18 protein-coding genes are annotated in these 23,665 nt (G+C 68.5%); 8 read left to right on the top strand and 10 right to left on the bottom strand.

Annotation, left to right across the window (positions count from 1 at the left end):
• Positions 1-433 precede the first annotated feature (433 nt).
• Together ABZX92_RS35915 and ABZX92_RS35910 are read right to left on the bottom strand one after the other, a co-directional pair.
• On the bottom strand, positions 434-3,964 hold the full coding sequence (locus ABZX92_RS35915; protein WP_355569619.1) for an FkbM family methyltransferase: 3,531 nt from the start codon (positions 3,962-3,964) through the stop codon (positions 434-436).
• A 19-nt stretch (positions 3,965-3,983) separates the two neighbouring features.
• Positions 3,984-5,327: a glutamine synthetase family protein gene (locus tag ABZX92_RS35910; protein ID WP_355569616.1), complete on the bottom strand. Its 1,344-nt coding sequence runs from the start codon at positions 5,325-5,327 to the stop codon at positions 3,984-3,986.
• Positions 5,328-5,368: 41 nt separating this feature from the next.
• Between ABZX92_RS35910 and ABZX92_RS35905 the strand changes: the two genes are divergently transcribed.
• The gene (locus ABZX92_RS35905; RefSeq protein WP_355569614.1) at positions 5,369-6,004 is read left to right on the top strand and encodes an LppX_LprAFG lipoprotein; all 636 of its coding nucleotides are present in this window, start codon (positions 5,369-5,371) and stop codon (positions 6,002-6,004) included.
• Positions 6,005-7,525 (top strand): MFS transporter, encoded by a 1,521-nt coding sequence (locus ABZX92_RS35900; protein WP_355569611.1) that lies wholly within the window; start codon positions 6,005-6,007, stop codon positions 7,523-7,525. It abuts the gene before it with no gap.
• Here the strand turns inward: ABZX92_RS35900 and ABZX92_RS35895 are convergent.
• Both ABZX92_RS35895 and ABZX92_RS35890 read right to left on the bottom strand, forming a co-directional pair.
• Complete coding sequence (locus tag ABZX92_RS35895; RefSeq protein ID WP_355569608.1) at positions 7,480-9,003, bottom strand: alpha/beta hydrolase; 1,524 nt, start codon at positions 9,001-9,003, stop codon at positions 7,480-7,482. The two genes, ABZX92_RS35900 and ABZX92_RS35895, sit on opposite strands and share 46 nt — an antisense overlap.
• Complete coding sequence (locus tag ABZX92_RS35890) at positions 9,003-10,565, bottom strand: alpha/beta hydrolase (RefSeq protein ID WP_355569605.1); 1,563 nt, start codon at positions 10,563-10,565, stop codon at positions 9,003-9,005. Before ABZX92_RS35890 ends, ABZX92_RS35895 begins: the two co-directional genes overlap by 1 nt.
• A 29-nt stretch (positions 10,566-10,594) precedes the next feature.
• On the opposite strand from ABZX92_RS35890, the gene ABZX92_RS35885 reads away from it, so the two are divergent.
• The 3 genes from ABZX92_RS35885 to ABZX92_RS35875 are packed head-to-tail and all read left to right on the top strand — an operon-like array spanning position 10,595 to position 14,200.
• Positions 10,595-12,307 (top strand): NAD+ synthase, encoded by a 1,713-nt coding sequence (locus ABZX92_RS35885; protein WP_355569602.1) that lies wholly within the window; start codon positions 10,595-10,597, stop codon positions 12,305-12,307.
• A gap of 53 nt (positions 12,308-12,360) precedes the next feature.
• On the top strand, positions 12,361-13,551 hold the full coding sequence (locus ABZX92_RS35880) for a sensor domain-containing protein (RefSeq protein ID WP_355569600.1): 1,191 nt from the start codon (positions 12,361-12,363) through the stop codon (positions 13,549-13,551).
• A gap of 1 nt (position 13,552) precedes the next feature.
• Positions 13,553-14,200, top strand: a complete 648-nt coding sequence (locus ABZX92_RS35875) for a response regulator transcription factor (RefSeq protein WP_355569597.1) — start codon at positions 13,553-13,555, stop codon at positions 14,198-14,200.
• Here ABZX92_RS35875 and lysX read toward each other — a convergent pair.
• Positions 14,194-17,496 carry a bifunctional lysylphosphatidylglycerol synthetase/lysine--tRNA ligase LysX gene (lysX, locus tag ABZX92_RS35870; RefSeq protein WP_355569594.1) on the bottom strand — a complete coding sequence of 1,101 codons (3,303 nt, stop codon included), beginning with the start codon at positions 17,494-17,496 and terminating at the stop codon, positions 14,194-14,196. The genes ABZX92_RS35875 and lysX overlap by 7 nt on opposite strands.
• On the opposite strand from lysX, the gene ABZX92_RS35865 reads away from it, so the two are divergent.
• A complete protein-coding gene (locus tag ABZX92_RS35865) occupies positions 17,458-18,297 on the top strand; it encodes an alpha/beta hydrolase (protein ID WP_355569593.1) in 840 nt (279 codons plus the stop codon). The genes lysX and ABZX92_RS35865 overlap by 39 nt on opposite strands.
• A 133-nt stretch (positions 18,298-18,430) precedes the next feature.
• Entirely contained in the window at positions 18,431-19,288 is an 858-nt protein-coding gene (gene panB / locus ABZX92_RS35860) for a 3-methyl-2-oxobutanoate hydroxymethyltransferase (protein ID WP_355569590.1), read from the top strand.
• A gap of 6 nt (positions 19,289-19,294) precedes the next feature.
• Here the strand turns inward: panB and ABZX92_RS35855 are convergent, their stop codons facing one another.
• Complete coding sequence (locus tag ABZX92_RS35855) at positions 19,295-20,155, bottom strand: glutathione S-transferase C-terminal domain-containing protein (protein WP_355569588.1); 861 nt, start codon at positions 20,153-20,155, stop codon at positions 19,295-19,297.
• 18 nt (positions 20,156-20,173) lie between these two features.
• Here ABZX92_RS35855 and pip point away from each other — a divergent pair, with 18 nt between their 5' ends.
• Positions 20,174-21,115: a prolyl aminopeptidase gene (gene pip, locus ABZX92_RS35850; RefSeq protein ID WP_355569587.1), complete on the top strand. Its 942-nt coding sequence runs from the start codon at positions 20,174-20,176 to the stop codon at positions 21,113-21,115.
• On the opposite strand, the gene ABZX92_RS35845 is transcribed toward pip, so the two are convergent.
• From ABZX92_RS35845 to npdG, 4 genes are read right to left on the bottom strand one after another with little or no spacing between them, the layout of a single operon-like run.
• Positions 21,112-21,570: a ricin-type beta-trefoil lectin domain protein gene (locus tag ABZX92_RS35845; protein WP_355569584.1), complete on the bottom strand. Its 459-nt coding sequence runs from the start codon at positions 21,568-21,570 to the stop codon at positions 21,112-21,114. The genes pip and ABZX92_RS35845 overlap by 4 nt on opposite strands.
• Positions 21,571-21,630: 60 nt before the next feature.
• On the bottom strand, positions 21,631-22,065 hold the full coding sequence (locus ABZX92_RS35840; RefSeq protein WP_355569581.1) for an RICIN domain-containing protein: 435 nt from the start codon (positions 22,063-22,065) through the stop codon (positions 21,631-21,633).
• A 49-nt stretch (positions 22,066-22,114) separates the two neighbouring features.
• Positions 22,115-22,870, bottom strand: a complete 756-nt coding sequence (locus tag ABZX92_RS35835) for a helical backbone metal receptor (protein ID WP_355569580.1) — start codon at positions 22,868-22,870, stop codon at positions 22,115-22,117.
• Positions 22,871-23,536, bottom strand: coding sequence for an NADPH-dependent F420 reductase (gene npdG, locus ABZX92_RS35830; protein ID WP_355569577.1), 666 nt, complete (start codon positions 23,534-23,536; stop codon positions 22,871-22,873).
• Positions 23,537-23,665 lie beyond the last annotated feature (129 nt).

The raw sequence follows: 23,665 nt of genomic DNA, 5'->3' as shown, positions 1-23,665 counted from the left end.
TATCTTCTCAAAGGAACTACCTCGACGAGGAGGTAATTCATATATTACTGGCTGTGTTTCGGCACGCTGTTGAGTTCTCAAAGAACACGCGCTCACCGGTTCCAATCTCCGTTTCCGGAGACTTTCTCTCGGGGCTTGTGTTTGAAGCTTAGCCAGTTCGTTTTCGCTTTGTCAAATCGGCCTCTCGGGCGATTCAGGCTCGGCGCAAACTCGCTTCGCATTCAGTTTTAAGCTTGGTTCAGAAGTTATCCGAGTGGCTTTTCCGGTGTCAAATCGGGGTCATTTTCAGATCCCGGACAGCACGGTAGGCCGTTCATTTACTTCTGGGGGTTTGACGCCGTGAGACTTTACCCGGCCCGATCCGCGGTGTCAACCGCTCGTTCCGGGGTCTCGCTTGCGACTTGGAGAAAGTTACTCATGGGGAGGATCAAAGTCAAATCGCCTGGTCAGCGGGCTGCTTGATCGGCACGGACGGCGACGGAGCAGCTGGCTTGGCCCCGACCGGACGCGGCCGCAGCCACAGGGTGATGGAACGAAGGCCTTCCATCGCCCGCACGATCTGGTCCGGCGAAGCGGTCTGACGAGTCGCCAACGGCACCAGGTCGTAGCCCCAGACGCCGAACTCCTTGAGCACCGTCACCGGATCGTCACCGAAGTCGGCGGTCGAGGTCGCGGAGAACTCCAAGAACACGTGCGGCCTATCGCGACGCAACAGCCGGACGAGTCCCGCGAGAGCGCGATGCCCGCGTCCAGGCGTGTCCACCCGCACGACCGAAAGCTTCATCCCTTGGGCCAGGGCGATGCCTTCGAGCTCCTTGTCCAGGCGCACCGACTTCACCCGCGCGACCTCGGCGGAAGCATCGGGAGCGAGCGGCGACACCGACACCCCACCGGTCAACGTCGGCGAAACCGCCAGCTCCCCGGCACTGTCCCAGGCGGCACCCTCGATCACGGTCATGCGCGAGGCCACCGCGGCAGGCAGGTTCGCCGACACGTTGTGCCTCAACAGCGCGGCTGCCGAAGGATCCGGCTCGACGGCGACGACCGCGCCCATCAGCCCGAGCCGCGACAACACCCTGATCGAGTGATACCCGACGTACGCGCCGACATCGAGGAAGATCCCGTCCGGCTCCAGCACGGAGTCCATCAGCTCAGCGAGATCCGGCTCCCACACGCCGTTGGACGACAACAGCGGAAGCATGAACGCGTCGTCGGAGGGCAGCCGCATCATGCCCGCGTCGCACAACACCAACGACGACCGCACCTCAGGCGCGTCATCAGCGTTCTCGTGCTGACGAACCACCACGCGACGCAACGCATCCGCGGTCTGTTGTGCCTGATGAGCCGCACGCACCGCGGCGTCCAACCGCGTGTCGCGCTCGCGGAACACCTCGACGACCTTCGACTCCAACGAGTCGATGCGGTCCAACGTCCGGTCGAGCGCCACGGTCAGCTTGTCGATCCGCTCCGCCAGCACCTCGTCCGACGTGGCGCGCTTGGCCGCCTCGGCGACGACCGCGTCCTCGACGTCCCGCTGCCGGCGGCCCTGACTCGCCATGTCCGCACGTACGCGCACGACACCGTCGTCCACACCGATCAGCTGGTCGCCGAAGTGCGACTGCCGTTCCGCGACCTGTTCGAGCTCGGCCCGCAGCAGCTCCAGCTCACCGGCGCCGACGCCGGACCGCAGCGCGTCCTGCCGGTCGACCAGCTCGGACACGGTGCGCTCGACCCCGTCGATCAGGGTGTGCAGCACCTGGCGCATGTGGTTGTCGTAGTGGTCCAACGCGCGCAACACGATCTTGCGCAACGCCGGTGCCATCGGCGTCCGATGAGCGGTGTCTATGTTCGGCTGACGTAGTAACGCGTGTTTGGCCGACTGCAGCGCGAGCATCGGGTCGACCTCGGGCTTCGGCTTCGGCCGGCGCGCGCGCCATCCCCGATACGCGTGCTCGACGCGTTCGCGCAGTACCTCGGCAACGCGCGCAACGGACCGCACGGACAACACGTGCTCACGCCCGGCCGCACCCAAAGCCTCGGCTGTCGGCAGGTCACCGGCCAGCGAGTGCAGCAACCGCGCGGCGGCCTGCACATCGGGCTCGGCCCCCTGGTGACACGGCACGAGAACCGCCGTCTTGCCGAACAGCTCGGCCACAGCGCCATGGTCGGACGCCACCACCGGCACGCCCCGCACGGCCAACGACGCCAACCGCAGCGCGATCCGGTCGTCCGCCCCACCGCGGTGCAACGACACCACGGCATCGGCGGTCAGGCACACGTCGTCGTCTTCGACCAGCGAAATCCGCTGGTCAGAGGCAGTCGCCAGGCGCAACCGCTCGGCCGCCTCGGGATGCTCGAACGCCCCGGACACCGCGATCCGCAGCTCCACGTCCGAACGATCCGGGAACGCGCTCAAGAACGCCGACACCGCCCCCAGCACGTTGCCGGCCCGGTCGAGAGAGTGGTCCGCTATCGCCGCGAACACCACCACGTCGCCAGACGTGTGCTCACGCGCGCCGACGTCGACCACTGGCACGGGCACCACTCGAACGATCGGCCCGCCGATGCGTTCGGCAGCAGCGCGCGCCACGTCCGACGACACCCACAGCTCGTTCACGCCCGTGCGGTCGTCCGCAGCAGTGGCGTCCAACGCGACGTCGACGACGAACCGCCCGGCAGGCACCTCGTCATCGGCAGATGTCCGCACCACGACGGGATAGCCGGCAGAAGTCGACACCGGCAGACCGGAGGCACGTGCCGCCGCGAGCATCAGTTCGGACAACGGCCCGTTGCCCACAACGGACACACCGAGCTGGTCCAGCAACGCCGGACCCTCTGACCGTGGCTGCGGCACGGCGGGCACGGGCAACCGTCCGGAAGCCACGCCGACGCCGGCGCACCACTCGCGCCAAGCGTCCGCGTCCGCACCGTAGGGCGCCGGGAACTGCTGCTGCAGCAACGAATCCGCGCGCCAGACCGCGTCAGCCCACCGCGTGCCACCGCTGTCCGTCTGCTCGCACGCCCAGGTGAGGAACCCACCACCACCGTCCTCACCGAACGCCGGCGACGGCGTCGGCGAGGCGGTTCGATAGTCGGCCCGCAGCTCGGAGGGGATGAGGGTGCCGTCGATCAGCGAGTCGAACCGGTACGGCACGGGCACGACGCTCCAGCCGCACCGCACCAGCTCGGCGCGGTAGGCCGTGCACAGCTCGGCGACCTCGGCGTGCTCCGACAGCAGTACACGCGGCCGTTCCGCGAAGTCGGCGGAGAGCAGCCACGGGCGCTTGGGATCGAAGCCGCGGAAGTGCACGGTCAGCAGGTCCTGGCCGACCACCGCCAGCGACCCCGACTCGGTGCGGTGCAACGGCCGGTCGGCCACGTTCCACACCGACAACCCGAGCCGTGCGTCGCGCACGACGTGATGCGGCACGATCGCCGGCATGTCCAGCGACGAGAGATAAGGCTCGGCACCTTCGTCGACCGCGATGAAACCGGGGTCGAACGCACCGAGCTCGTGCAGCTCGGCGGGCCCGGGCTGCAACCCGTCCGACGGCAGCGGCCGCAACGTGCGCGGCAGCAACACGACCGGTGCGTTGCGCAACGCCTCCAGCACGAGCTTCGTGAGCGACCCGAACACCTGCACCCACGGGTCGAGGTACAGCACGGGCATGCCCTGCGTCAGCAACGCCTCCAGCAGCCGCGGCCGCAGAGCGGCCTTCAGCGCGTCGGCGTCCAGCGAGGTCGCGAGCACGTGCAGTTCGAGCTCGGACACCCCGATCTCGGTCGGCGTGATCAGCCCCGGACCGGCGTGCTCCGGTTGCGCGTCCACGATCAGCGCGACGAACCGGCCCTCGGGGTGCTCCGCGAGGAACGAGCTGGACAGGACCTTGACCGCGGGCAGTTCCGCCGCCGTGGCGACCGTGCACGCGCAGATCGTCGGCTGGAACTCGGGTACCTCTGTCACGGAGAGCAACGTATCGGCCTCACAGCACGGGAAGAAGAGTGCGCAACTCGTACGGGGTGACGCTACGACGGTACGCGTCCCACTCCGTCCTCTTGTTGCGCAGGAAGAAGTCGTAGACGTGCTCGCCCAGCGCTTCGGGGAGCAGCTCCGAGTTCTCCATCTCGGCGAGGGCCTCGCCGAGGTTCTGCGGCAGGTTCGCGTACCCGGCGGCACGACGCTCACGGTCGGTCAGCGACCACACGTCGTCCTCGGCGGGCGGCGGCAGCTCGTAGCCCTTCTCGATGCCCTTCAGCCCGGCGGCCAGGATCACCGAGTAGGCCAGGTACGGGTTGCACGCGGAGTCGAGCGAACGGATCTCCACGCGCCGGGACGACGACTTACCGGGCGAGTACATCGGCACCCGGACCAACGCGGAGCGGTTGGCGTGACCCCAGCACACGGCCGTGGGTGCCTCACCGCCGACGATCAGCCTCTTGTAGGAGTTGACCCACTGGTTCGTGACGCCGGAGATCTCGCGCGCGTGCTTCAGCACACCGGCGACGAACTGCTTGCCGATCTCGCTGAGCTGGAACGGGTCTTCCTCGTCGTGGAACGCGTTGCGGTCGCCCTCGAACAACGAGAAGTGCGTGTGCATGCCCGACCCCGGCTGGTCCGAGAAGGGCTTCGGCATGAACGAGGCGCGCACGCCCTGCGTGATCGCGACCTCCTTCACCAGGTATCGGAACGTCATGACGTTGTCCGCCATGGTCAGCGCGTCGGCGTAGCGCAGGTCGATCTCCTGCTGGCCGGGGGCGCCCTCGTGGTGGCTGAACTCGACCGAGATGCCCATCGCCTCCAGCGCCTCGATGGCGTGCCGGCGGAAGTGCGTGGCCGTCTCGTGCGAGGTCTGGTCGAAGAAGCCGCCGTTGTCCGCGGGCTCGGGCTCGCTTCCGTCCGCGGGCAGGCCCTTGAGCAGGAAGAACTCGATCTCGGGGTGCACGTAGCAGGTGAACCCGGCCTCGCTCGCCTTCGACAGCGTCCTGCGCAGCACGTGCCGCGGGTCGGCCCACGACGGGGAGCCGTCCGGCATGGTGATGTCGCAGAACATGCGCGCGGAGTAGTTCGTGCCGTCCGGCGTCTGCCACGGCAGCACCTGGAACGTCGCGGGGTCCGGCTTCGCGACCATGTCCGACTCGTAGACGCGCGCGAAACCCTCGATCGCCGAGCCGTCGAACCCGATTCCCTCGCTGAAGGCGCCCTCGAGCTCGGCCGGTGCGACCGCCACGGACTTCAAGAAGCCCAGGACGTCCGTGAACCAGAGCCGGACGAACCGGATGTCGCGTTCCTCGAGCGTGCGGAGCACGAACTCCTGCTGGCGGTCCATAGGGCGCAGCTTAAGGGCTCCGGACTCTCTACGATCAACGCATGTCCGCCCGTTGGTTGTTGGTTTGCGCACTCGCCCTGCTCACGAGCTGCACGTCCGGTGGAGATCTCCCCGATGGTGCGACGTTGCTCTCGAAGTCGGCCGAGTCGATGCGCTCCGTCAAGACCGTCCACTTCAGCATCAAGGTGGACGGGGAGCTCCCGGACGTCCCGGTGAAGAACGCCGATGGCGACCTCACCGCGGCCGGTGACTCGAAAGGCAACGCGAAGGTCAACTTCGCCGGGCAGCTGTTGGCCGTCGAGTACGTCCTGACCGGCGGAAACCTGCACTTCAAGGGCCCGACCGGCGGGTACACCAAGCTGCCGGCGGCATTCGCGGGCCAGGTGTACGACCCGTCCGCGATCCTGAACCCGGACAAGGGCGTCGCGAAGGTCCTGGCCAGCGCGAAGGACGCCAAGACGAAGTCGTCCGGTGACCTGTCGGTGGTCGAGGCGACCGTGCCGAAGGACGTCGCCTCGGGTCTGGTGCCCGGCATCTCCGCCGACGTGAAAGCCACCTTCTCGATCGACAAGGACAACAAGCTCAAGAACGCGCTGTTCGAGCTGCCTGGTGGCCAGAAGGTCGACGTCGGGCTGACGGACTTCGACAAGCCCGTCACAGTGACAGCGCCTGAGTAGATGAGAAGAGTCGCCCTCGCCGCGTCCGGCGCGGCTGTGCTCCTCGGTGCGTTGGACGCGTACGTCGTCGTCGGTGTGCTCACGGACATGGTGCGTGACCTCGGCATCGCGGTGAACGAGCTGGAGCAGGCCACGCCGATCGTCACCGGGTACCTGCTCGGGTACGTGGCGGGCATGCCGTTGCTCGGGCAGCTGTCGGACCGGCTGGGGCGGCGGTTCGTGCTGCAGGTGTCGCTGCTCGGGTTCCTGGTGGGCTCGGTGATCACGGCGCTGGCCGCCGAGTCGCCGTTGCTCGTCACCGGACGCGTGGTGCAGGGCCTGGCCGGTGGGGCGTTGCTGCCGGTCACCATGGCTCTCGTCGCTGACCTGTGGGAAGAACACCGGCGGTCGACCGCTCTCGGGACCGTTGGTGCCGCGCAGGAGCTGGGGTCTGTTCTCGGCACCCTGTACGGCATCGGCGTTGCGTCGCTGTTCAACGCGTTGCCGTTGTTCGAGTCGTGGGAGCCGCAGAGCTGGCGGTGGGTGTTCTGGATCAACGTGCCGTTGGCGGTCATCGCGATGGTGATCGTGCAACGGACCGTGCCGAACACACGGCGTGAGGTGCGCATCGACGTCGTGGGTGGCGCGTTGCTCGCGCTCGCGTTGTCGCTGCTGGTGGTGGGGCTCTACAACCCGAAGCCGGCCGAGTCGGTGCTGCCGTCGTGGGGCTGGCCGGTGCTGGCCGCCGCGGCGCTCGTGCTGGTCGTCTTCTTCGTGTGGGAACGTCGTTCCGCGACCAGGCTGATCGACCCCGAAGGCGTGCGGTGGCGGCCTTTCTGGGCTGTGCTCGGGGTTTCGCTCGCGGCAGGCGCGGCGTTGATGGTGACGCTGGTCGATGTGGAGCTGTTCGCGCAGACCGTGTTGCGCCGGGATTCCGCCGCTGCGGCGACCCTTCTCACCCGGTTCCTGATCGCGCTGCCCGTCGGGGCGGTCCTGGGTGGATGGTTGGCGTCCCGGCTCGGCGACCGCTGGGTGTCCTTTGGTGGCCTGACGATCGCCGCGGTGTCGTACGTGTTCATCGCGCAGTGGCCCGCCGACGTCAGCGGGTTCGCGTTGACGCGTGACCTGGCCATCGCCGGTTTCGGGCTGGGACTGGTCATCGCGCCGTTGTCCGGTGCGGTGCTGCGTGTCGTGCCGTCCACGAGACACGGCGTGGCGTCGGCGTTCGTCGTCGTCGCACGCATGACGGGCATGCTCGTCGGTGTGGCGGCGTTGTCCGCGTGGGGACTCCACCGGTTCCGCGAGCTCACGGCAGGCCTGAACACCCCGCTGCCGTTCGGGGTCGAGAAAGCCGAGTACGCCAGGCAGCTGGCCGAGTACCAGCGCAGGCTCACCGAGGCGCTGCTCACCGAGTACCACGAGATCTTCCTGATCACGGCGGTGATCTGCGCTGTCGGCGCGCTGGGTTCGGTCCTCCTCCCTGCTCGTGCTCCTCGTCAGCAGACCGAGTCGGTCTCCGGCAACTTCAAGTCCGCCAAGTAGTTCGTGCCCACGTTGTCCACGCAGCCGATGCCGGCGAGGAACGCCGTGTGCTGGTTTCCGTTGTACGTCAGCAAACGCGCGCCGAGTGCCTGCGCGAGAGCCACCCCGGACTGGTAGGGCGTCGCCGGGTCACCCGTCGTGGACACCACCAGCACCTGCGGCAACCCGTTCACCTTCGGCGAATGCGGTTCCGAGGTGTGCGGAGCCGGCCAGAACGCGCACGGGCCGAGCGCGGTCTCGTCGGTGGGAATCGTGTCGTTGCCGAGGATCTCCAACAGCCTCCGGCGGTTGGACTCCAGCGTGGCGCGGTCCTTCACCGGTGGCTCGTCGACGCAGCGGATGGCCACGAACGCGTCCTGGATGCGGGAGTAGCTGCCGTCCTGGGCGCGGCCGAGGTACTGGTCCGCGAGCTGCAGCAGCGTGCCGCCCTTGTTCTGCTTCAGTTCCTGCAGACCCTTCAGCGCCGTCTCCCACAGCCGGTCCGAGTACATCGCCTGGATGATGGCGGTGTTCGCGTCCGAGTGGGACAGCTTGCGCTCGCCGACCTGCAGCGGGGCCTTCTTCAGCGGCTCGATCATCTGCCGGAACTTGGACTCGGCGGCGTTCGTGTCCTTGCCGATGGGACAGTCGCGCTGGGCGCACCAGCCGGCGAACCGCTGGAACGCCTGCTCGAAGCCCTGCGCCTGCCGTGCCGCCGCGTCCACCGTGTCGCCGTCGGCTGCCACCGCGCCGTCGAGCACCATCGCGCGCACGTTCTTCGGATACATCTCGGCGTACAACGTGCCGATGCGCGTGCCGTAGGAGTAACCGAGGTACGTCAGCTTCTTCTCGCCCAACGCCCCGCGCAGCACGTCGATGTCACGCGCGACGTCACGAGAGCCGACGTTCTTCAGCAGGTCGAGGCCACTGCGTTCGGCACACCTGTCGACGAAGTACTTGTTCTCCTGTTCGATCTGGCTCGCGCTCTCCCCCTTGGGCCGCAGCCGTTGCGCGTCCCGTTCCGGATCGGTCAGGCACTGCACGCGGGGCAGGCTCGCGCCGACCCCGCGCGGGTCGAAGCCCACGACGTCGAACCGCTTGCCGACCGGGTTGTTCGGCTGCATGTTCGCGACGTGCGCCATGCCCGAGCCACCCGGACCGCCGGGGTTCACCACCAGAGAGCCGACCCGTCGCCCCTGCTCGGCGGCGGGCCGGCGCAACAGGCCGACGGTGATGGTCCCCGAGTCCGGCCTCTCGTAGTCCATCGGGACCTGGAGTCGCGCGCACTGGATGCCCTCGCGCTCGTACAGGCCTTTGCTCTTCGCGTCGGTCGCGAACGGCTGGCACGGACCCCACGCCAACGCCTGCTCGTAGAAGCGGGCCAGGCCCTTGCGCGCGGCGACGGGAGAGCCGTCGATGCGCGCGTAGGACGTGGACGTGCCGAGCAGGACGATCAAGGCGAACAGGGCCGCGGTTACTCGGGATCGCCTCTTCGTCATTAGGCGCACCGGGTTCCGTCGGCGGGCAGTGTCTGGTCGATCAGGTACTTCACGCCGGCGTCGTCGACGCACTGCACGCCCTGCAGGAAGACCGTGTGCTGGACGCCCTCGTAGGTGAGCAGCTTCGAGTTGAGCGCCTTCGCCAGGTTCACGCCCGACTGGTACGGCGTGGCGGGGTCACCGGTCGTCGAGATGACCAGCAGCGGCGGGATGCCGTCGGCCTTGGGCGGGTCGGTGCGGCCCGAGACCGGGGCCGGCCAGAACGCGCACGAGTCGAGCGCCGCGCCGGGCGGGTTGCCGTCGTCGAGGAACGGCGCTGCCTCCTTGTACTTCTTCGCGGTCTCCAACAGCGCGTTCTTGTCCGTCAGCCGTGGGTCGTCGACGCAGTGCACGGCGTTGAACGCGTCCGTGATGGTCGAGTACTTGCCCTGGTCATCACGGTCGAAGTACGCGTCGGCGAGGTCCAGCAGCACGGAGCCACGGCCGTTCTTCAGCTCGGTGAGGCCCTTCAGCAGGACCGGCCAGAGCTGCTCCGAGTACATCGCCTGGATCGCGGCGGTGATCGCGTCGTTGTAGGAGAGCAAGCGGGCGCCGACGCTGACCGGCTTCTGGATCAACGGGGTCGTGAGCTGGCGGAAGCTCGCGTTGGCGTCGTCACCGAGGGGGCAGCCGCCCTTGTCGCGGCACCACTTCACGAACTCGTCGAACGCCTTCTGGAAACCGGCGGCCTGAGCGACCAGCGACGCGAGCTGGTCCTGGGTCGGATCGACCGCGCCGTCGAGGATGAGCGCGCGCACGTTCTGGGGGAAGGTCTCGGCGTACTCGGTGCCTATGCGGGTGCCGTACGAGTACCCGACATAGCTCAGCTTCGCGTCGCCGAGCGCAGAGCGGAGGACATCCATGTCCTTAACTACGTCCCGCGTGCCCAAGTTGGCGAGCATTGATGCCCCGAATTTTGTTCCGGCGGCACACTTCTCGGCATACGCCTTGTTCTCTTGCTCCGTTTGGGCGATTCCCTGCGCGCTCGTATCAACGTCCAGGTCCAAACGCTCGGCATCGCGCTCCGGATCGGTGAGGCACTTCACCTCCGGCTCGCTCGCGCCGATGCCCCGCGGGTCGAACCCGATCAGGTCGAACCGCTTGGCGAGATCGGTCTTGCGGTAGTCCGGGATCATGCCCGCGGCCGACGCCATGCCGGACGCGCCGGGGCCGCCGGGGTTGATCAGCAACGAGCCGATCTTCTGCCCGGTCGCCTTGTACCGCAGGACGCCGATGGTGATCGTGTCGCCGTCCGGTTTGGAGTAGTCGAGCGGAACGGTCAGCCGGGTGCACTCGACGTCGCGCTTGCTGCCGTACGCCTGCCGGCTCGACCCGGTCGTGGCGAACGGCGCGCAGTCCTGCCACGCGAGCTGCTGGCCGTAGAACTTCTCCAGACCCGCGGGGACTGTCCCGGCAGGACCGGGTTTCTCCAGGGTCACGCCCGGCTTGGCGTCCCCCTCGATGATCGACGTGCAGGAGGCCAGAAGGGGAATGACGAGCAACACGCTCAAGAGACGGACCACAGCCCGATGGTATGGGAGATGATGAGGGCATGCCGCAGCTTCGCATCGCGCTCGCCCAGGTCAACGCCACTGTTGGCGATCTTTCCGGGAACGCGTCGTTGGTCGTGGAGTGGACGCGCAAGGCCCGTGAGGGCGGCGCGCACCTCGTGGTGTTCCCCGAGATGGTGCTGACCGGCTACCCGGTCGAGGACCTGGCGATCCGCACGTCGTTCGCCCGTGCGTCCGCGGAGGCGCTGGAGGCGCTGGCCCGGTCGCTGGAGGACGCCGGGCTCGGTGACGTGGCCGCGGTGGTCGGGTATCTGGAGCACGACTCCGTGGGGCCGCGCAACGCCGTGGGCGTGCTGCACGGCGGGCGTGTCGTGGCTAGGCAGAGCAAGCACCACCTGCCCAACTACGGCGTGTTCGACGAGCGGCGGTACTTCAAGCCCGGGTCGTCCTTGGACATCCTGCGGATCAACGGTGTCGAGGTCGGCATGGTGATCTGCGAGGACCTGTGGCAGGACGGCGGCCCGATCACCGCGCTGGGTGACGCCGGCGTCGACCTGGTGGTCTCGCCGAACGCCTCGCCGTACGAGCGCAACAAGGACGACCAGCGGCTGCCGCTCGTGGTGCGCCGCGCGGCCGAGGCCGGAGCGCCGCTCGCCTACTGCAACCTCGTGGGCGGGCAGGACGAGCTGGTGTTCGACGGCGACTCGCTGGTGGTGGGCGCGGACGGTCAGCTGATCGGGCGCGCGCCGCAGTTCGTCGAGCACCTGATGCTGGTCGACTTCGACCTGCCGGGTGGCACCGACCGCGAGCAGGGCCAGGTCGGCGACTTCTACGTGCGCCGGGTCTTCATCTCCGACGCCGTTCCCGCCTACGAGCCGTTGCCCGCGCCGCGCGTGTTCGAGCCGCTGTCCGATGAGGCAGAGGTGTGGCACGCGCTCGTCACTGGTCTGCGCGACTACGTGCACAAGAACGGCTTCCGGTCCGTTGTGCTCGGTCTGTCCGGTGGAATCGACTCGGCCGTGGTGGCCGCACTGGCCGTGGACGCTCTCGGCGCCGACTCGGTCTACTGCGTGTCGATGCCGTCGTCGTACTCGTCCGAGCACTCCAAGTCGGACGCGTCCGACCTGGCTCAGCGCACCGGCCTGCACTTCACCACCGAGCCGATCGGCGAGATGGTGTCCGTGTACGTCGACCAGCTGAAGCTGACTGGTCTGGCCGAGGAGAACATCCAGGCCCGGTGCCGCGGCATGCTGCTGATGGGGTTGTCGAACCAGCACGGGCACCTGGTGCTGGCGACCGGCAACAAGTCCGAGCTCGCCGTCGGCTACTCGACGATCTACGGCGACGCGGTCGGCGGCTACGCGCCGATCAAGGACGTGTTCAAGACCCTGGTCTTCGGGCTGGCGCGGTGGCGCAACGACGAGGCGGAGAAGCGCGGCGAGACCCCGCCCATCCCGGAGAACTCGATCACCAAGCCGCCGTCGGCCGAGCTGCGGCCGGGCCAGGTCGACACCGACTCGCTGCCGGACTACGACCTGCTGGACTCGCTGCTCACCCAGTACGTCGACGGCGACCGCGGGTACGACGACCTGATCGCGGCCGGTTTCGCGTCCGAGCTGGTCGATCGCGTGCTGCGGATGGTCGACAAGGCCGAGTACAAGCGCCGGCAGTACCCGCCGGGCACCAAGATCTCCGTCAAGGCCTTCGGGCGGGACCGGCGGCTGCCGATCACCAACGGGTGGCGCGAGGGCTGAAGTAGAGCCTGCTCCACCGCGCGATCGCAGGTCGGCTGGCTAGGTTTGCCGGTGTGAAACGGATTGTTGCCGCGCTCGTCTACCTGGCGACCGGGCTGTTGACGGCCATCGCGGCGTGGCTCGCGCTGGGTGTGTTGCTGCTGTCCGTCGTCGTGCTGCCGTTGCTGCCCATCACCGCACCGGTCATCCGTCGGATCGTGGACTTCGACCGGCAGCGGCTCGCGCGGTACACCGGCGTGGTCGTGCCGTCCGCCGAGCCGCTCGACGGGCCGTGGCTGCACCGGGCGCAACGAGTGCTGGCCGATCCCGGCAGCCGCAAGGAAGGGACGTGGCTGATCAGCCACGCCCTGCTCGGCACGCTGTTCGGGGCGGTCGCCATCGGCGTCCCCGGTGCGCTCCTGCAGCAGCCGTTCGTGCCGCTGATCTGGTGGGCGATCCCCGGCGGGTTCGAGAACTCGTTCGGCGTCCACGTCGACTCGTGGCCCAAGGCGCTCCTGAGCGTGCCGATCGGGATCGTGCTGGCGCTGATCCTGACGCAGCTGCCGCGCCTGGCCGATCTGGACGCGAGGTGGGCCCGGAACCTGCTGGCACCGCCGCGGGCGTCGTTGGAGAAGCGGCTGGCCGAGGTCGTTGCGACGCGGGCGGCGGCGCTGCAGGCGCACGGGGCGGAGCTGCGGCGCATCGAGCGGAACCTGCACGACGGCACGCAGAACAAGCTGGTCGGCGTCGTGATGATGCTCGGAATCGCGGAACGGACGCTGCAACAGAACCCGGACAGTGCTTTGCAGGCGTTGCTGCGCGCACAAGACGCGGCTGGGGATGCGTTGGAGGAACTGCGCAACGTCGTGCGGAGCATTCATCCGCCGGTGCTGGACGACCTGGGGCTCGACGGGGCGATCCAGGCTTTGGCGGCGCGCTGTCCGGTGCCTTGTGTGCTGCAGGCCGAGCACCTCGGACGACTGCCGGCCGCCGTGGAGGCCGCGGCCTACTTCGCGGTGGCTGAGGCGTTGACGAACGTGGCCAAGCACAGTGGCGCGAAGCACGCGTGGGTCAGCCTCGGCGTGGATGGCCGGCAGCTCACCGTGCTGGTGCACGACGACGGCAAGGGCGGCGCGGACGAGAAGCAGGGGACGGGGCTGGAAGGCATTCGCGGGCGGGTGGCGGCGCTGGACGGCACCGTGGATGTGAGCAGTCCTTCCGGTGGCCCTACCGTGCTCACCGTCGTACTACCTGTGGGGAATTGACATGCGCATCGTGATCGCCGAGGACGACGCTCTGCTCCGCGAGGGGCTGACGTTGTTGTTGCGCAACGAAGGCCTCGAAGTTCTCGCCGCGACAGACAACCCGGACGACTTCCTGGACGCCGTGGCCGAGCACGAGCCGGACATCGCCGTGGTCGACGTGCGGATGCCACCTACGTTCACGGACGAGGGGCTCAAAGCCGCCGTGGAGGCCCGTCGGCGGCACCCGAAGCTCGCCGTGCTGGTGCTTTCGGCGTGGGTCGAGCAGAGCTACGCGCACGAACTGCTGGCGGGCACCAACGGCGGCGTCGGCTATCTGCTCAAGGAACGGGTCGGCAAGGTCGCGGACTTCCTCGACTCGTTGCACCGGGTGGCCAACGGCGGCACTGCGCTGGACCCCGAGGTCGTGTCGCAGTTGTTGGTGCGGCGCAGGGCGGATGACGCACTCAGCGTGCTGTCACCACGAGAGCGCGAGGTCCTCGGACTGATGGCGCAGGGGTTGTCGAACGCGGCCATCGGCGAACGGCTGGTCGTCAGCGCGGGTGCGGTGCACAAGCACGTGGGCAACGTGTTCCTCAAGCTCGGCCTGAACTCCGAGGACGGGGCGGGCGACCGCCGGGTCCAGGCCGTGCTCGCGTACCTCGATCACTGAGGGCGTACGAACGGGAAGAGCACCGACTGCCGGATCGACGTACCGGTCAGCATCATCAGCAACCGGTCGACGCCCATGCCGAGCCCTCCCGTCGGCGGCATGCCGTGTTCCAGCGCCCGCAGGAAGTCCTCGTCCAGCTCCATCGCCTCGACGTCACCGGATGCCGCCTTCAACGACTGCGCCTCCAGCCGGCGCCGTTGCTCCAACGGGTCGGTGAGCTCCGAATAGGCCGTGCCGATCTCCGCTCCGAACGCCACGAGGTCCCACCGCTCCGCCAGCCGCGGGTCGACACGGTGCTGGCGGGTCAGCGGCGACACCGACGTCGGGAAGTCGATGTAGAAGGTGGGACCGACCGTGGCGGCCTCCACGAACGAGTCGTAGGCCTCCTGCACGAGCTGGCCGTGGTCCCAGTCGTCGTTGATCTCGACATCCCGAGCGGCGAGCAGTGACCGCAGCTCCGAGACCGAAGTGTCCGGCGTGACGACGGCTTCCAGAGCGGCGGAAACCGCGCTGTAGACCGGAACGACCGGCCACTCCCCCGAGATGTCGAACATCCCGTCCGGGCGCGCGGCCACCTCGGAGCCGAACGCCGTCCGGGCCGCGTGCTGGATGAGCGTGCGCGCCAGGTCGAGCATGACCCGGTAGTCCGCATAGGACTGGTAGGCCTCCAGCATCGTGAACTCGGGGTTGTGCGTGGCGTCCGCGCCCTCGTTGCGGAAGTTGCGGTTCAGCTCGAACACCCGGTCCACGCCCGCCACGCACAGCCGTTTCAGGTACAGCTCGGGCGCGATCCGCAGGTACATGCGCATGTCGTAGGCGTTGATGTGGGTGACGAACGGCCTGGCGTTCGCGCCGCCGTGCACCGCCTGCAGCATCGGCGTCTCGACTTCGAGGTACTCGTGCGAGTGCAGGAACTCGCGGACGCTGCGGATCACGTCGCTGCGCAGCTTCAGCAGGTGCGCCGAGTCCTGGTTCACCACCAGGTCGAGGTAGCGCTGGCGGACGCGGGCCTCCGGGTCGGTGAAGCCCTTTCGCTTGTCCGGCAACGGGTGCAGGCACTTCGCGGTCATCACCCACGACGTGGCGAGCACGGAGATCTCGCCGTGGTCTGACTTGATCACCCGACCGGTCACGCCGACGTGGTCGCCCAGGTCCACATCGGACTTCCAGGACGCCAGCGAGGAACCGAGCGAGTCGACGGTCAGCATCAGCTGGATCTCACCGCTGAAGTCCCGCAGCCGCGCGAAGCAGAGCTTGCCCATCTCCCGCAGCGCCACCACGCGTCCGGTGACCGAGACGTCCTCGCCGAAGCGTTCCCGTGCCGCAGCGAGGAGATGCGACCGGTCGAACCCCACCGGATACGGCTCGACACCAGCAGCGACCAGGCGTTCGACCTTCGCGATCCGCACCCGGACCTGCTCCGGCCGCCGCACCGGCTTCGGTTCGACCCGGATCGCGTCGATCTCCGCGACCTTCAAGGCGAACTCGGAGCTGACGTCCGTCTTCTGCAGCGCCCGCTTGCGCAACGATCGCAGCGACGGCACGAAGCCCTCTGCGACCCCGGCGGCAATGCTGACCTGCGGCAACGACCGGGAGCGCTGGTAGCAGAGGAACCGCGGCTCCCAGTCCGGCAGGTACTTCGCGTTCGACCGGTAGAGCGACTCCAGCTGGAAGAACCGCGACGCCAGCGACAGCACCCGCCGCCACGCCCGCAGCACCGGGCCGGCGCCGATCTTCTCGCCCTCCTCGAACACCGCGCGGAACATCGCGAAGTTCAACGAGATCCGTTGCACGCCGAGGTGTCCGGCGGCTGCTGCGAACTGGGCGACCATGTATTCGTTGAGGCCGTTCTCCGCCGACCGGTCACGCCGCATCAGGTCCAGCGACACGCCACGACGGCCCCACGGCACGAACGACAACAGCCCGCGCAACGCACCCGAAGCGTCGTAGGCCTCGACCATCACGCACCGGCCGTCGCTCGGATCTCCCAGGCGCCCCAACGCCATCGAGAACCCGCGCTCGGTCTCCGCGCCGCGCCAGGCCTGCGCCAAGTCCAAAATGGACGCCATCTCGTCCGGCGCGATCTCGCTGTGCCGGCGCACCCGCGCGGTGTACCCGGCACGTTCGACTCGGGACACCGCCTGGCGCAGGCCACGACGTTCCGGGCCGGCGAGCACGAACTCGCGGACGTCCAGAATCGCCTCGTCACCGATCTCCAGCGCCTTCAGCCCGGCATCGGTGTAGACCTGCGCGCCACGTTCGGAAGCCCCCAGCACGCCGGGCATCCAGCCGTAGGTGCGCGCCTCGGACAGCCACGCGAGAACCGCCTCCGGCCACGCTTCCTCGTCACCGATCGGATCCGCGGAGGCCAGTGTGACGCCACCGATCACCCGATACGTCAACGCCGCACGTCCGGAAGCCGCGAACACCACGCTCTTGTCGCGCCGCGTCGCGAAGTAGCCCAGCGAGTCCGGCTCACCGTCGGCCGCCAGCAGCCGGCGCACCTCCAGCTCCTGGTCCGGCGTGATCATGTTCTGGGTGCGGACACCGCGGAAGAAGACGTACATCGCGCGAATCGCGACGAGTGTGCCGCCCAAGCCCAGGACCACGCTCAGCCACTGCGGGCCTTCTGGGATGTCCAGCCGTCCCAGCCGGACGATCTCACCCGTCGCCTGGTTCGCCGCCCACGCCAGCTTGTCCGCCGGCTCGACGAGCCTGCCGGGGAACACCTCGGCGAGACCCCAGCCGACCAGCACCAGCGCGGCCATGCCCAGCACGAACGACAGCGCCGCGCGCCGCCACGCACCACGGGCGAGCCGGGCCGGGAACGCCTCCCGCACCACCCACAGCAGCGTCACGAACACCAGCGAGGTCGCGACGCCGACGCTGAGAAACGCCCAATGCGGACGTTCGCCCTCGTCCAGGATTTCTTCAGGTGCCAGCGTCAAGATGACCATGATGAACCCGACCAGCAGCAGGCCCATGACCTGGAACAGCAGCAACGCCCACAGCGCTGCCCGCTTGTGCCTGCGCAGGGCGGCGCCGAGCACGAAGAACACCATGGCGATGAAGAGGTTGCCGTCGATCGGCAGGCCGAAGAAGTACCCGATCCCGTCGGCGACGTCGGTGAACCAGCTGTCCTCCGGCAGGATCACCCTGAGCAGCGACAACACCGCTGCCAGCTGCACCACGGTCGCGATCGCGCCCGCGGCCTTCCACTTCCACGCCGGTACCACTTCAACTCCCGAGGTCGACCGATGACCGCCATGATTCCGTCTTCGGCAGGACGGGTGCATGTCGCCACCTCCGGGCGTGTCGACCGACCCGTCGTCGTGCTCAGTTCAGGACTCGGCGGAGCGTGGTTCGACTGGGACCGAACGGTGCAGCTGCTCCAGTCACACGTTCGGGTGATCGTGTTCGACCGGCCTGGGCTCGGGATGAGCGGTCCGGCACGGCGCGGGCCGTCGCTGGCGCGTGAGGTGGCCGTGCTGGACGCGGTGCTGCGCGGGGTGCCGCGGGCGATCCTGATCGGGCACTCGATGGCGTCTCTGCACGTCGAGGCCTATGCGCGGCTGCGACCGCACCGCGTCGACGGCGTGGTGCTGCTCGATCCGGACACCGAGGTGCCGGGGGCGGGGCGGCCGTTCGACGTGCCGGCGGCGATCGCACAGGCGCTGCGGGCGTTCGGCAGCCGGTGGCTCGGGGCGCGCATCACGCGGCGGTACGGGCACTCGTTCCGGAACCTGCTGACCGCGGCCTCGACCCTCGGCGTGACCGATCCCGCACCCGCTGACCTGGTCGAACTCGTCTACCGGCGACCTGGGGTGGGGAGGGCCGTGCTGTGGGAGCTCGCGTCGTACCCCCGCCAGGTGGCGACGCTCGAACGGCTGCGCAAGCGTCGCGCGCTGCCGAAAGTGCCGTGGCTGGTGCTCACGGCGGGGCGGAAGGTGTGGCCGGAACACCAGTCGTTGGCCGCTCTCGTGCCGTGGGGACGCAACGTGCCTGTTCCCGGCAGCCGTCACATGATCCAGATGGACCGGCCGGACGCGGTCGTGATGGCCGTCCGAGAGGTGCTCAAGGGTCTGCCCGACCACTGAGCGCATCGCGCGTGTGACGGTAACCGCATCCTCTGCCGGTTTCCGGCCAACGGTGTCACTCTGGTGTTCGGCAACCGTGCACCAAGCGCCCGGGGACCCACGCGGTGGGCCTCGAGGAAAGGAACGGTCGACGATGACCAATGCCGAAGTTTCCGCGCCCTACGGCAACGGAGCGGCCCCTCAGAAGGCCCCTGCCAAGCGCGTCCGCGTTCACCACCTGCGTGAGATGAAGGAACGCGGCGAGCCGTGGCCCATGCTCACCGCGTACGACACGTACACCGCCGCGATCTTCGACGAAGCGGGCATCCCCGTTCTGCTGGTCGGTGACTCCGCCTCGAACACCGTCTACGGCTACGACACGTCGCTGCCGGTCACGGTGGACGAGCTCGTACCGCTCGTGAGCGCTGTCACGCGTTCGGTCAAGCGCTCTCTCGTGGTCGCTGACCTGCCGTTCGGCTCCTACCAGGTGTCCGTCGAGCAGGCCGTCACGACCGCGGTCCGGTTCATGAAGGAAGGCAGGGCGCACGCGGTCAAGCTGGAGGGTGGCGCCTACTTCGCGCCGCACATCCGCGCGATCACGGCGGCCGGCATCCCGGTCATGGCGCACATCGGCTTCACCCCGCAGTCGGAGCACCAGCTCGGCGGCTACCGGGTGCAGGGCCGGCACGAGAACCACGACCAGGTGGTGCGCGACGCCATCGCGGTGCAGGAGGCGGGCGCGTTCGCCGTCGTCCTGGAGATGGTGACCGCCGAGGTCGCGAAGCAGATCACGCACGACCTGGTGATCCCGACCGTCGGCATCGGCGCCGGTCCCGACACCGACGCCCAGGTGCTCGTCTGGCAGGACATGATGGGCCTGAACCGGGGCAAGGCGCCGCGGTTCGTCAAGCGCTACGCCAACATCGGCGACGTCATGCTCGGCGCGGCCACCGAGTTCGCCAACGAGGTGCGCGGGCACCAGTTCCCCGGTCCTGAGCACACGTTCCACTGATCTTCGCTAGTGGCGGGTCCAGACCTCCGGGTCTGGGCCCGCCGGCACGATTCCGGTCGGGTTGATCTGGTGGTGCGTCACGTAGTAGTGGCGCTTGATGTGGTCCCAGTCGACCGTGTCCGCGAATTCCTTGTAGAGCCGCTTGGCGTACTGCCAGAGGTTCGGCATCTCCGTGAGCTTGTTGCGGTTGCACTTGAAGTGGTTGTGGTAGACCGCGTCGAACCGGACGAGCGTGGTCCACAACCGGATGTCGACCTCGGTGAGCTGGTCGCCGACGAGGTAGCTGTTCCGTTTCAGGTGCTCTTCGATGCGGTCCAGTTCCGCGAACAGGTTGGTGTACGCCTGCTCGTAGGCCTCCTGCGACGTGGCGAAACCGGCCTTGTAGACGCCGTTGTTGACGTTGTGGAAGATCGGCTCGATCCACTCGTCGATCTCTGTTCTGAGGTGCTCCGGGTAGAGGGTGCTCTCCGGGCGCCACTTGAGGCTGAAGTCCAGCGTGATCTGCGGGTAGTCGTTGGTGACGACCTCGCCCGTCGTGGTGTCGACGATGGCCGGGACGGTGACTCGTCCGTCGTAACCGGGGTCGGCCTTCTCGTAGGCCTCTTCGAGGAAGTCGATGTTCAGGACCGGGTCGGTCTCGGGGAACCGCCAGCCCTTCTCGTCGCGGATCGGGTCGACGATCGCCAGCGAGATCGCGTCTTCGAGCTTCAGGAGCTTGCGGACGATGAGCGCGCGGTGGGCCCACGGGCACGCGAGGCTGACGACGAGCCGGTAGCGGCCCGGTTCGGGGTCGGGGCTGTGGGTGAAGCGGTTCGGCTGTCTCACGAACGCTCCGGTGGTGGACGTCTCCTTCGAGAACTGCGCCATGTGCTCGACGATAGGCCCATGTACCCGGAGATCGAGCCCCACGCGTCAGGTCACCTGGACACCGGTGACGGCAACCTCGTGTACTGGGAGGAGTGCGGAAACCCGGCCGGCAAGCCCGTGGTGTTCCTGCACGGCGGACCCGGTGGCGGTTGCTCGCCGTCGCACCGGCGGTTGTTCGACCCCGCCGCCTATCGGATCGTGCTGTTCGACCAGCGCGGGTGTGGGCGCTCTCTGCCGCACGCTTCCTCGTCCGGCGATCTGTCGCTGAACACGACCTGGCATCTGGTGGCCGACATGGAGCGGTTGCGGGAGTCCCTCGGGATCTCGCGCTGGCAGGTGTTCGGCGGGTCCTGGGGTTCGACGCTGGCTCTCGCCTATGCCGAGACGCATCCTTCCCGGGTTTCCGAGCTGGTGTTGCGCGGGATCTTCACGCTGCGAACGTCCGAAGTGGACTGGTACTACCGCGGTGGGGCGGCTCAGCTCTTCCCCGACCTGTGGGAGAAGTTCACGGCGCCTCTCGCCGGGCTTGATGGTGATCCCGTTGAGCTGTACGCGAAGTTGCTCGCGTCGCCGGATCCTTCCGTGCACGGACCGGCTGCCGTCGCGTGGAGCACCTGGGAGGGCGCGACCGTGACGCTGCTGCCCCGGCCGGAGCTCGTGGCGGAGTTCGCCGAGCCTTCGTACGCGCTGGCGTTCGCGCGGATCGAGAACCACTACTTCGTCAACAGCGGGTGGTTCGAGGAGGGGCAGCTGATCCGGGACGCTGCTCGGCTCGCCGGCATCCCCGGCGTGATCGTGCAGGGGCGGTATGACGTTGCCACGCCTGCGGTGTCCGCCTGGGACCTGCACAAGGCCTGGCCTGGCTCGGAACTGGTGCTGGTGCCGGATGCCGGGCACGCGTACGACGAACCCGGCATCCTGGCGGCGTTGCTGGAGGCGACGGACCGGTTCCGCGACTAGCCGCGGACGAGGACCACCTCGTTCCAGCGCGTCGAGGCGGCGGTGCACGGGTTGAGGGTCAGTCCGTTGATCGACGTCGGGTCGATGCACTTGTCGGCGGGCTCGGTCCGGAGCGTGTAGCTGAAGGTCGACGAGTTGCGGTACCAGGTCTGGTTGTTGGTGGGACCACAGGTGTTCAGCTGCACGCGCGCTTCCGCGTACTGCTCCAGACACCTGCCGGTGTAGACGTTCTTGGGATACACGCGCGGGTATCTGTAGTAGTTCACCGACCACTGCTGGCGCGTGTCGGCCGGGTTGCAGGTGGCCAGGCCGACGGAGTAGTAGCTGGGCGCGTTGAAGCACTTGGTGGTGCCCGCCTGCTGGAACATGATCACGTCGGTCACGGCGTGGGCGGGCGCGGCGCTGAGGGTGACGACGGCAGCGGTGGTCGCGATGGTGGCGAGGAGTTTCTTCACGCCACGAACGATGCGGTGGAGTGACACGTTCGGCTAGCGGCCGAACGTGTCACCTGACAACTAGCGCAGGCCCACCCAGCGCGCGCTCGTCGTGGTGCAGTCCGCCACCGTCACCTGCGCGGTGAGGCACTTGCGGGAGGCGTCGTTGCGGAACTGGAAGGTGCTGCCCAACGGCGGGATGCGGTGCCAGCGGGTGGTGCCGCTCGCGCACGCCTGGCCCAGCACGTCACCCGCGGCGGTGGCGCCCAGGCACTTGCCGGTCGCGATGTTGTGCGGCCAGTCCAGTGAGTCGGTGATCGGGATGATCCAGCGCTGCGCTTCGGACGTCCTGTTGCACGGCTGCAGGACGACGTTGGTGCCGGTGTCGGCGAGGCAGCGGCTGGTGCCGGACAGCTGGTACATGACAACCGGCTCGGCCGAGGCCGGGAGGGCGGTCAGCGTCGACATGGCGGTGACGGCGGCGGCGGTCGCGATGATCGCGGCTAGTTTCCCCATGGCGGAGATCCTGGCAGCGCGACGCAGCGCGCGCGTCAACCCACGGTTGTCAACCCTGGCTGTAGTCGAGGGCGCGTTCGAGGCTGGCGCGGGCTTCGACCAGCGAGGGGCCGTACCACGTCAGGTGGCGGCCGTTGACCAGCGCGTACGGCAGGCCGGGGAAGCTCTCCGGGCCGTCGGAGTGGGTGAACTCGTACGGCTCGTCCGGGAGGATCACCAGGTCAGGGCGCTGGGCGTTCAGCTCTTCCAGCGACGGGCGGGGGTAGCGCTCGGAGGAAGAGGCGTAGACGTTCGAGATGCCCAGGCGCCGCAGCACATCGGTGGCGAAAGTGTCTCGGCCGACGACGACCCACGGGCGGCGCCAGACCGGGATCAACGCGGTCAGGCGGACCGGAGCGACGTCGCGCCACAGGTCTTCCGCGCGGACCAGCCAGTCGGGTTCGAGATCCCACGCCATGGCGAACAACCGCCGCAGCGACGCCAACGCCATCGGCACAGTCGCCGGAGCCGCCGTCACCCAGACGCGGATGCCGTTGGCGCGCAACCGGTCGACGTCCTCGGCCCGGTTCTCCTCGGAGTTCGCGATGACGAGGTCCGGTTGCAGCGCCAGCACGGCATCGACGTCCGGGTACTTCGAACCGCCGATGCGCGCAACGTCCAAAGAGGACGGATGCGTGCAGTAGTCCGTGGCACCGGCCAGGACGCCCAGCGGCGCGACGGCCTCGGTGATCGACGGGACCAGGCTGACCACCCGCTGGGGCTGGTCGACCGGTACCGGCTCACCGAGGTCGTCGACGGGCAGCAATCAGACTCCCGTGATCTTCAGGCCGGCGTGGGTCTTGTAACGGCGGTTGACCGCGATGAGGTTCGCGGTGAACGCCTCGACCTGGTGGGCGTTGCGCAGGCGGCCGCCGTAGACGCCGCGGAAGCCCGGCACGAGCTCGGCCAGGTCCCGCACGGTGTCGGTGGCCTCGCGGTCGTCGCCCAGCACGAGGACGTCCATGTCCACTTCGGACACCGACAGGTCGGCCAGCAGCACGGCGGACACGTGGTGGAACGCGGCCGTGACACGCGACTCCGGCAGCAACAGCTCGGCCTGCTGGGCGGCACTGCCCTCGGTGACCGGCAGCGCGAAGGGGCCCTGCTTGTCGAAGCCGAGCGGGTTCACGCAGTCGATGACGATCTTCCCGGCCAGCTGGTCGCGCAACGACGCGAGCAGGTCGCCGTGGCCGTCCCACGGGACCGCGACCAGAACGATGTCCGAGTCGGCGGCGCAGTCGGAGTTGTCCGCGCCCCGCACGTCGCCGCCGGCGACCTCGACGATCTCCTTGGCCGCCAGCTCGGCCCGCTCGGCGCTGCGGGAGCCGATGATCACTTTGAGGCCCGCCTTGGCCCAGCGGATCGCGAGGCCCTTGCCCTGGGCTCCGGTGCCACCGAGGACGCCAACGGTGAGGTCACGAATCTCTGTCACCCGTGCATCTTCACACGCCAACCCGAACCCAGGCGGCCCAACGTGACCTTGCGCTCGACCGCCTTGCTTGAGCGCACGCGGGGACCTTTCGTTTGGTTGGAGCGCACGCGGGGGCCCCGCGTGCGCTCC

It is taken from the genome of Lentzea sp. NPDC006480 (genome assembly GCF_040611995.1).
GTDB lineage: Bacteria > Actinomycetota > Actinomycetes > Mycobacteriales > Pseudonocardiaceae > Lentzea.
This window is presented reverse-complemented; position numbering and strand designations above follow the sequence as displayed.

Bases quoted from the DNA above. Each gene is read 5' to 3' on its own strand.
- ABZX92_RS35910 (WP_355569616.1), bottom strand. From the start codon at position 5,327: ATGGACCGCCAGCAGGAGTTCGTGCTCCGCACGCTCGAGGAACGCGAC.
- ABZX92_RS35905 (WP_355569614.1), top strand. From the start codon at position 5,369: ATGTCCGCCCGTTGGTTGTTGGTTTGCGCACTCGCCCTGCTCACGAGC.
- ABZX92_RS35900 (WP_355569611.1), top strand. From the start codon at position 6,005: ATGAGAAGAGTCGCCCTCGCCGCGTCCGGCGCGGCTGTGCTCCTCGGT.
- ABZX92_RS35895 (WP_355569608.1), bottom strand. From the start codon at position 9,003: ATGACGAAGAGGCGATCCCGAGTAACCGCGGCCCTGTTCGCCTTGATC.
- ABZX92_RS35885 (WP_355569602.1), top strand. From the start codon at position 10,595: ATGCCGCAGCTTCGCATCGCGCTCGCCCAGGTCAACGCCACTGTTGGC.
- ABZX92_RS35875 (WP_355569597.1), top strand. From the start codon at position 13,553: ATGCGCATCGTGATCGCCGAGGACGACGCTCTGCTCCGCGAGGGGCTG.
- ABZX92_RS35865 (WP_355569593.1), top strand. From the start codon at position 17,458: ATGACCGCCATGATTCCGTCTTCGGCAGGACGGGTGCATGTCGCCACC.
- lysX (WP_355569594.1), bottom strand. From the start codon at position 17,496: ATGCACCCGTCCTGCCGAAGACGGAATCATGGCGGTCATCGGTCGACC.
- panB (WP_355569590.1), top strand. From the start codon at position 18,431: ATGACCAATGCCGAAGTTTCCGCGCCCTACGGCAACGGAGCGGCCCCT.
- ABZX92_RS35855 (WP_355569588.1), bottom strand. From the start codon at position 20,155: ATGGCGCAGTTCTCGAAGGAGACGTCCACCACCGGAGCGTTCGTGAGA.
- pip (WP_355569587.1), top strand. From the start codon at position 20,174: ATGTACCCGGAGATCGAGCCCCACGCGTCAGGTCACCTGGACACCGGT.
- ABZX92_RS35840 (WP_355569581.1), bottom strand. From the start codon at position 22,065: ATGGGGAAACTAGCCGCGATCATCGCGACCGCCGCCGCCGTCACCGCC.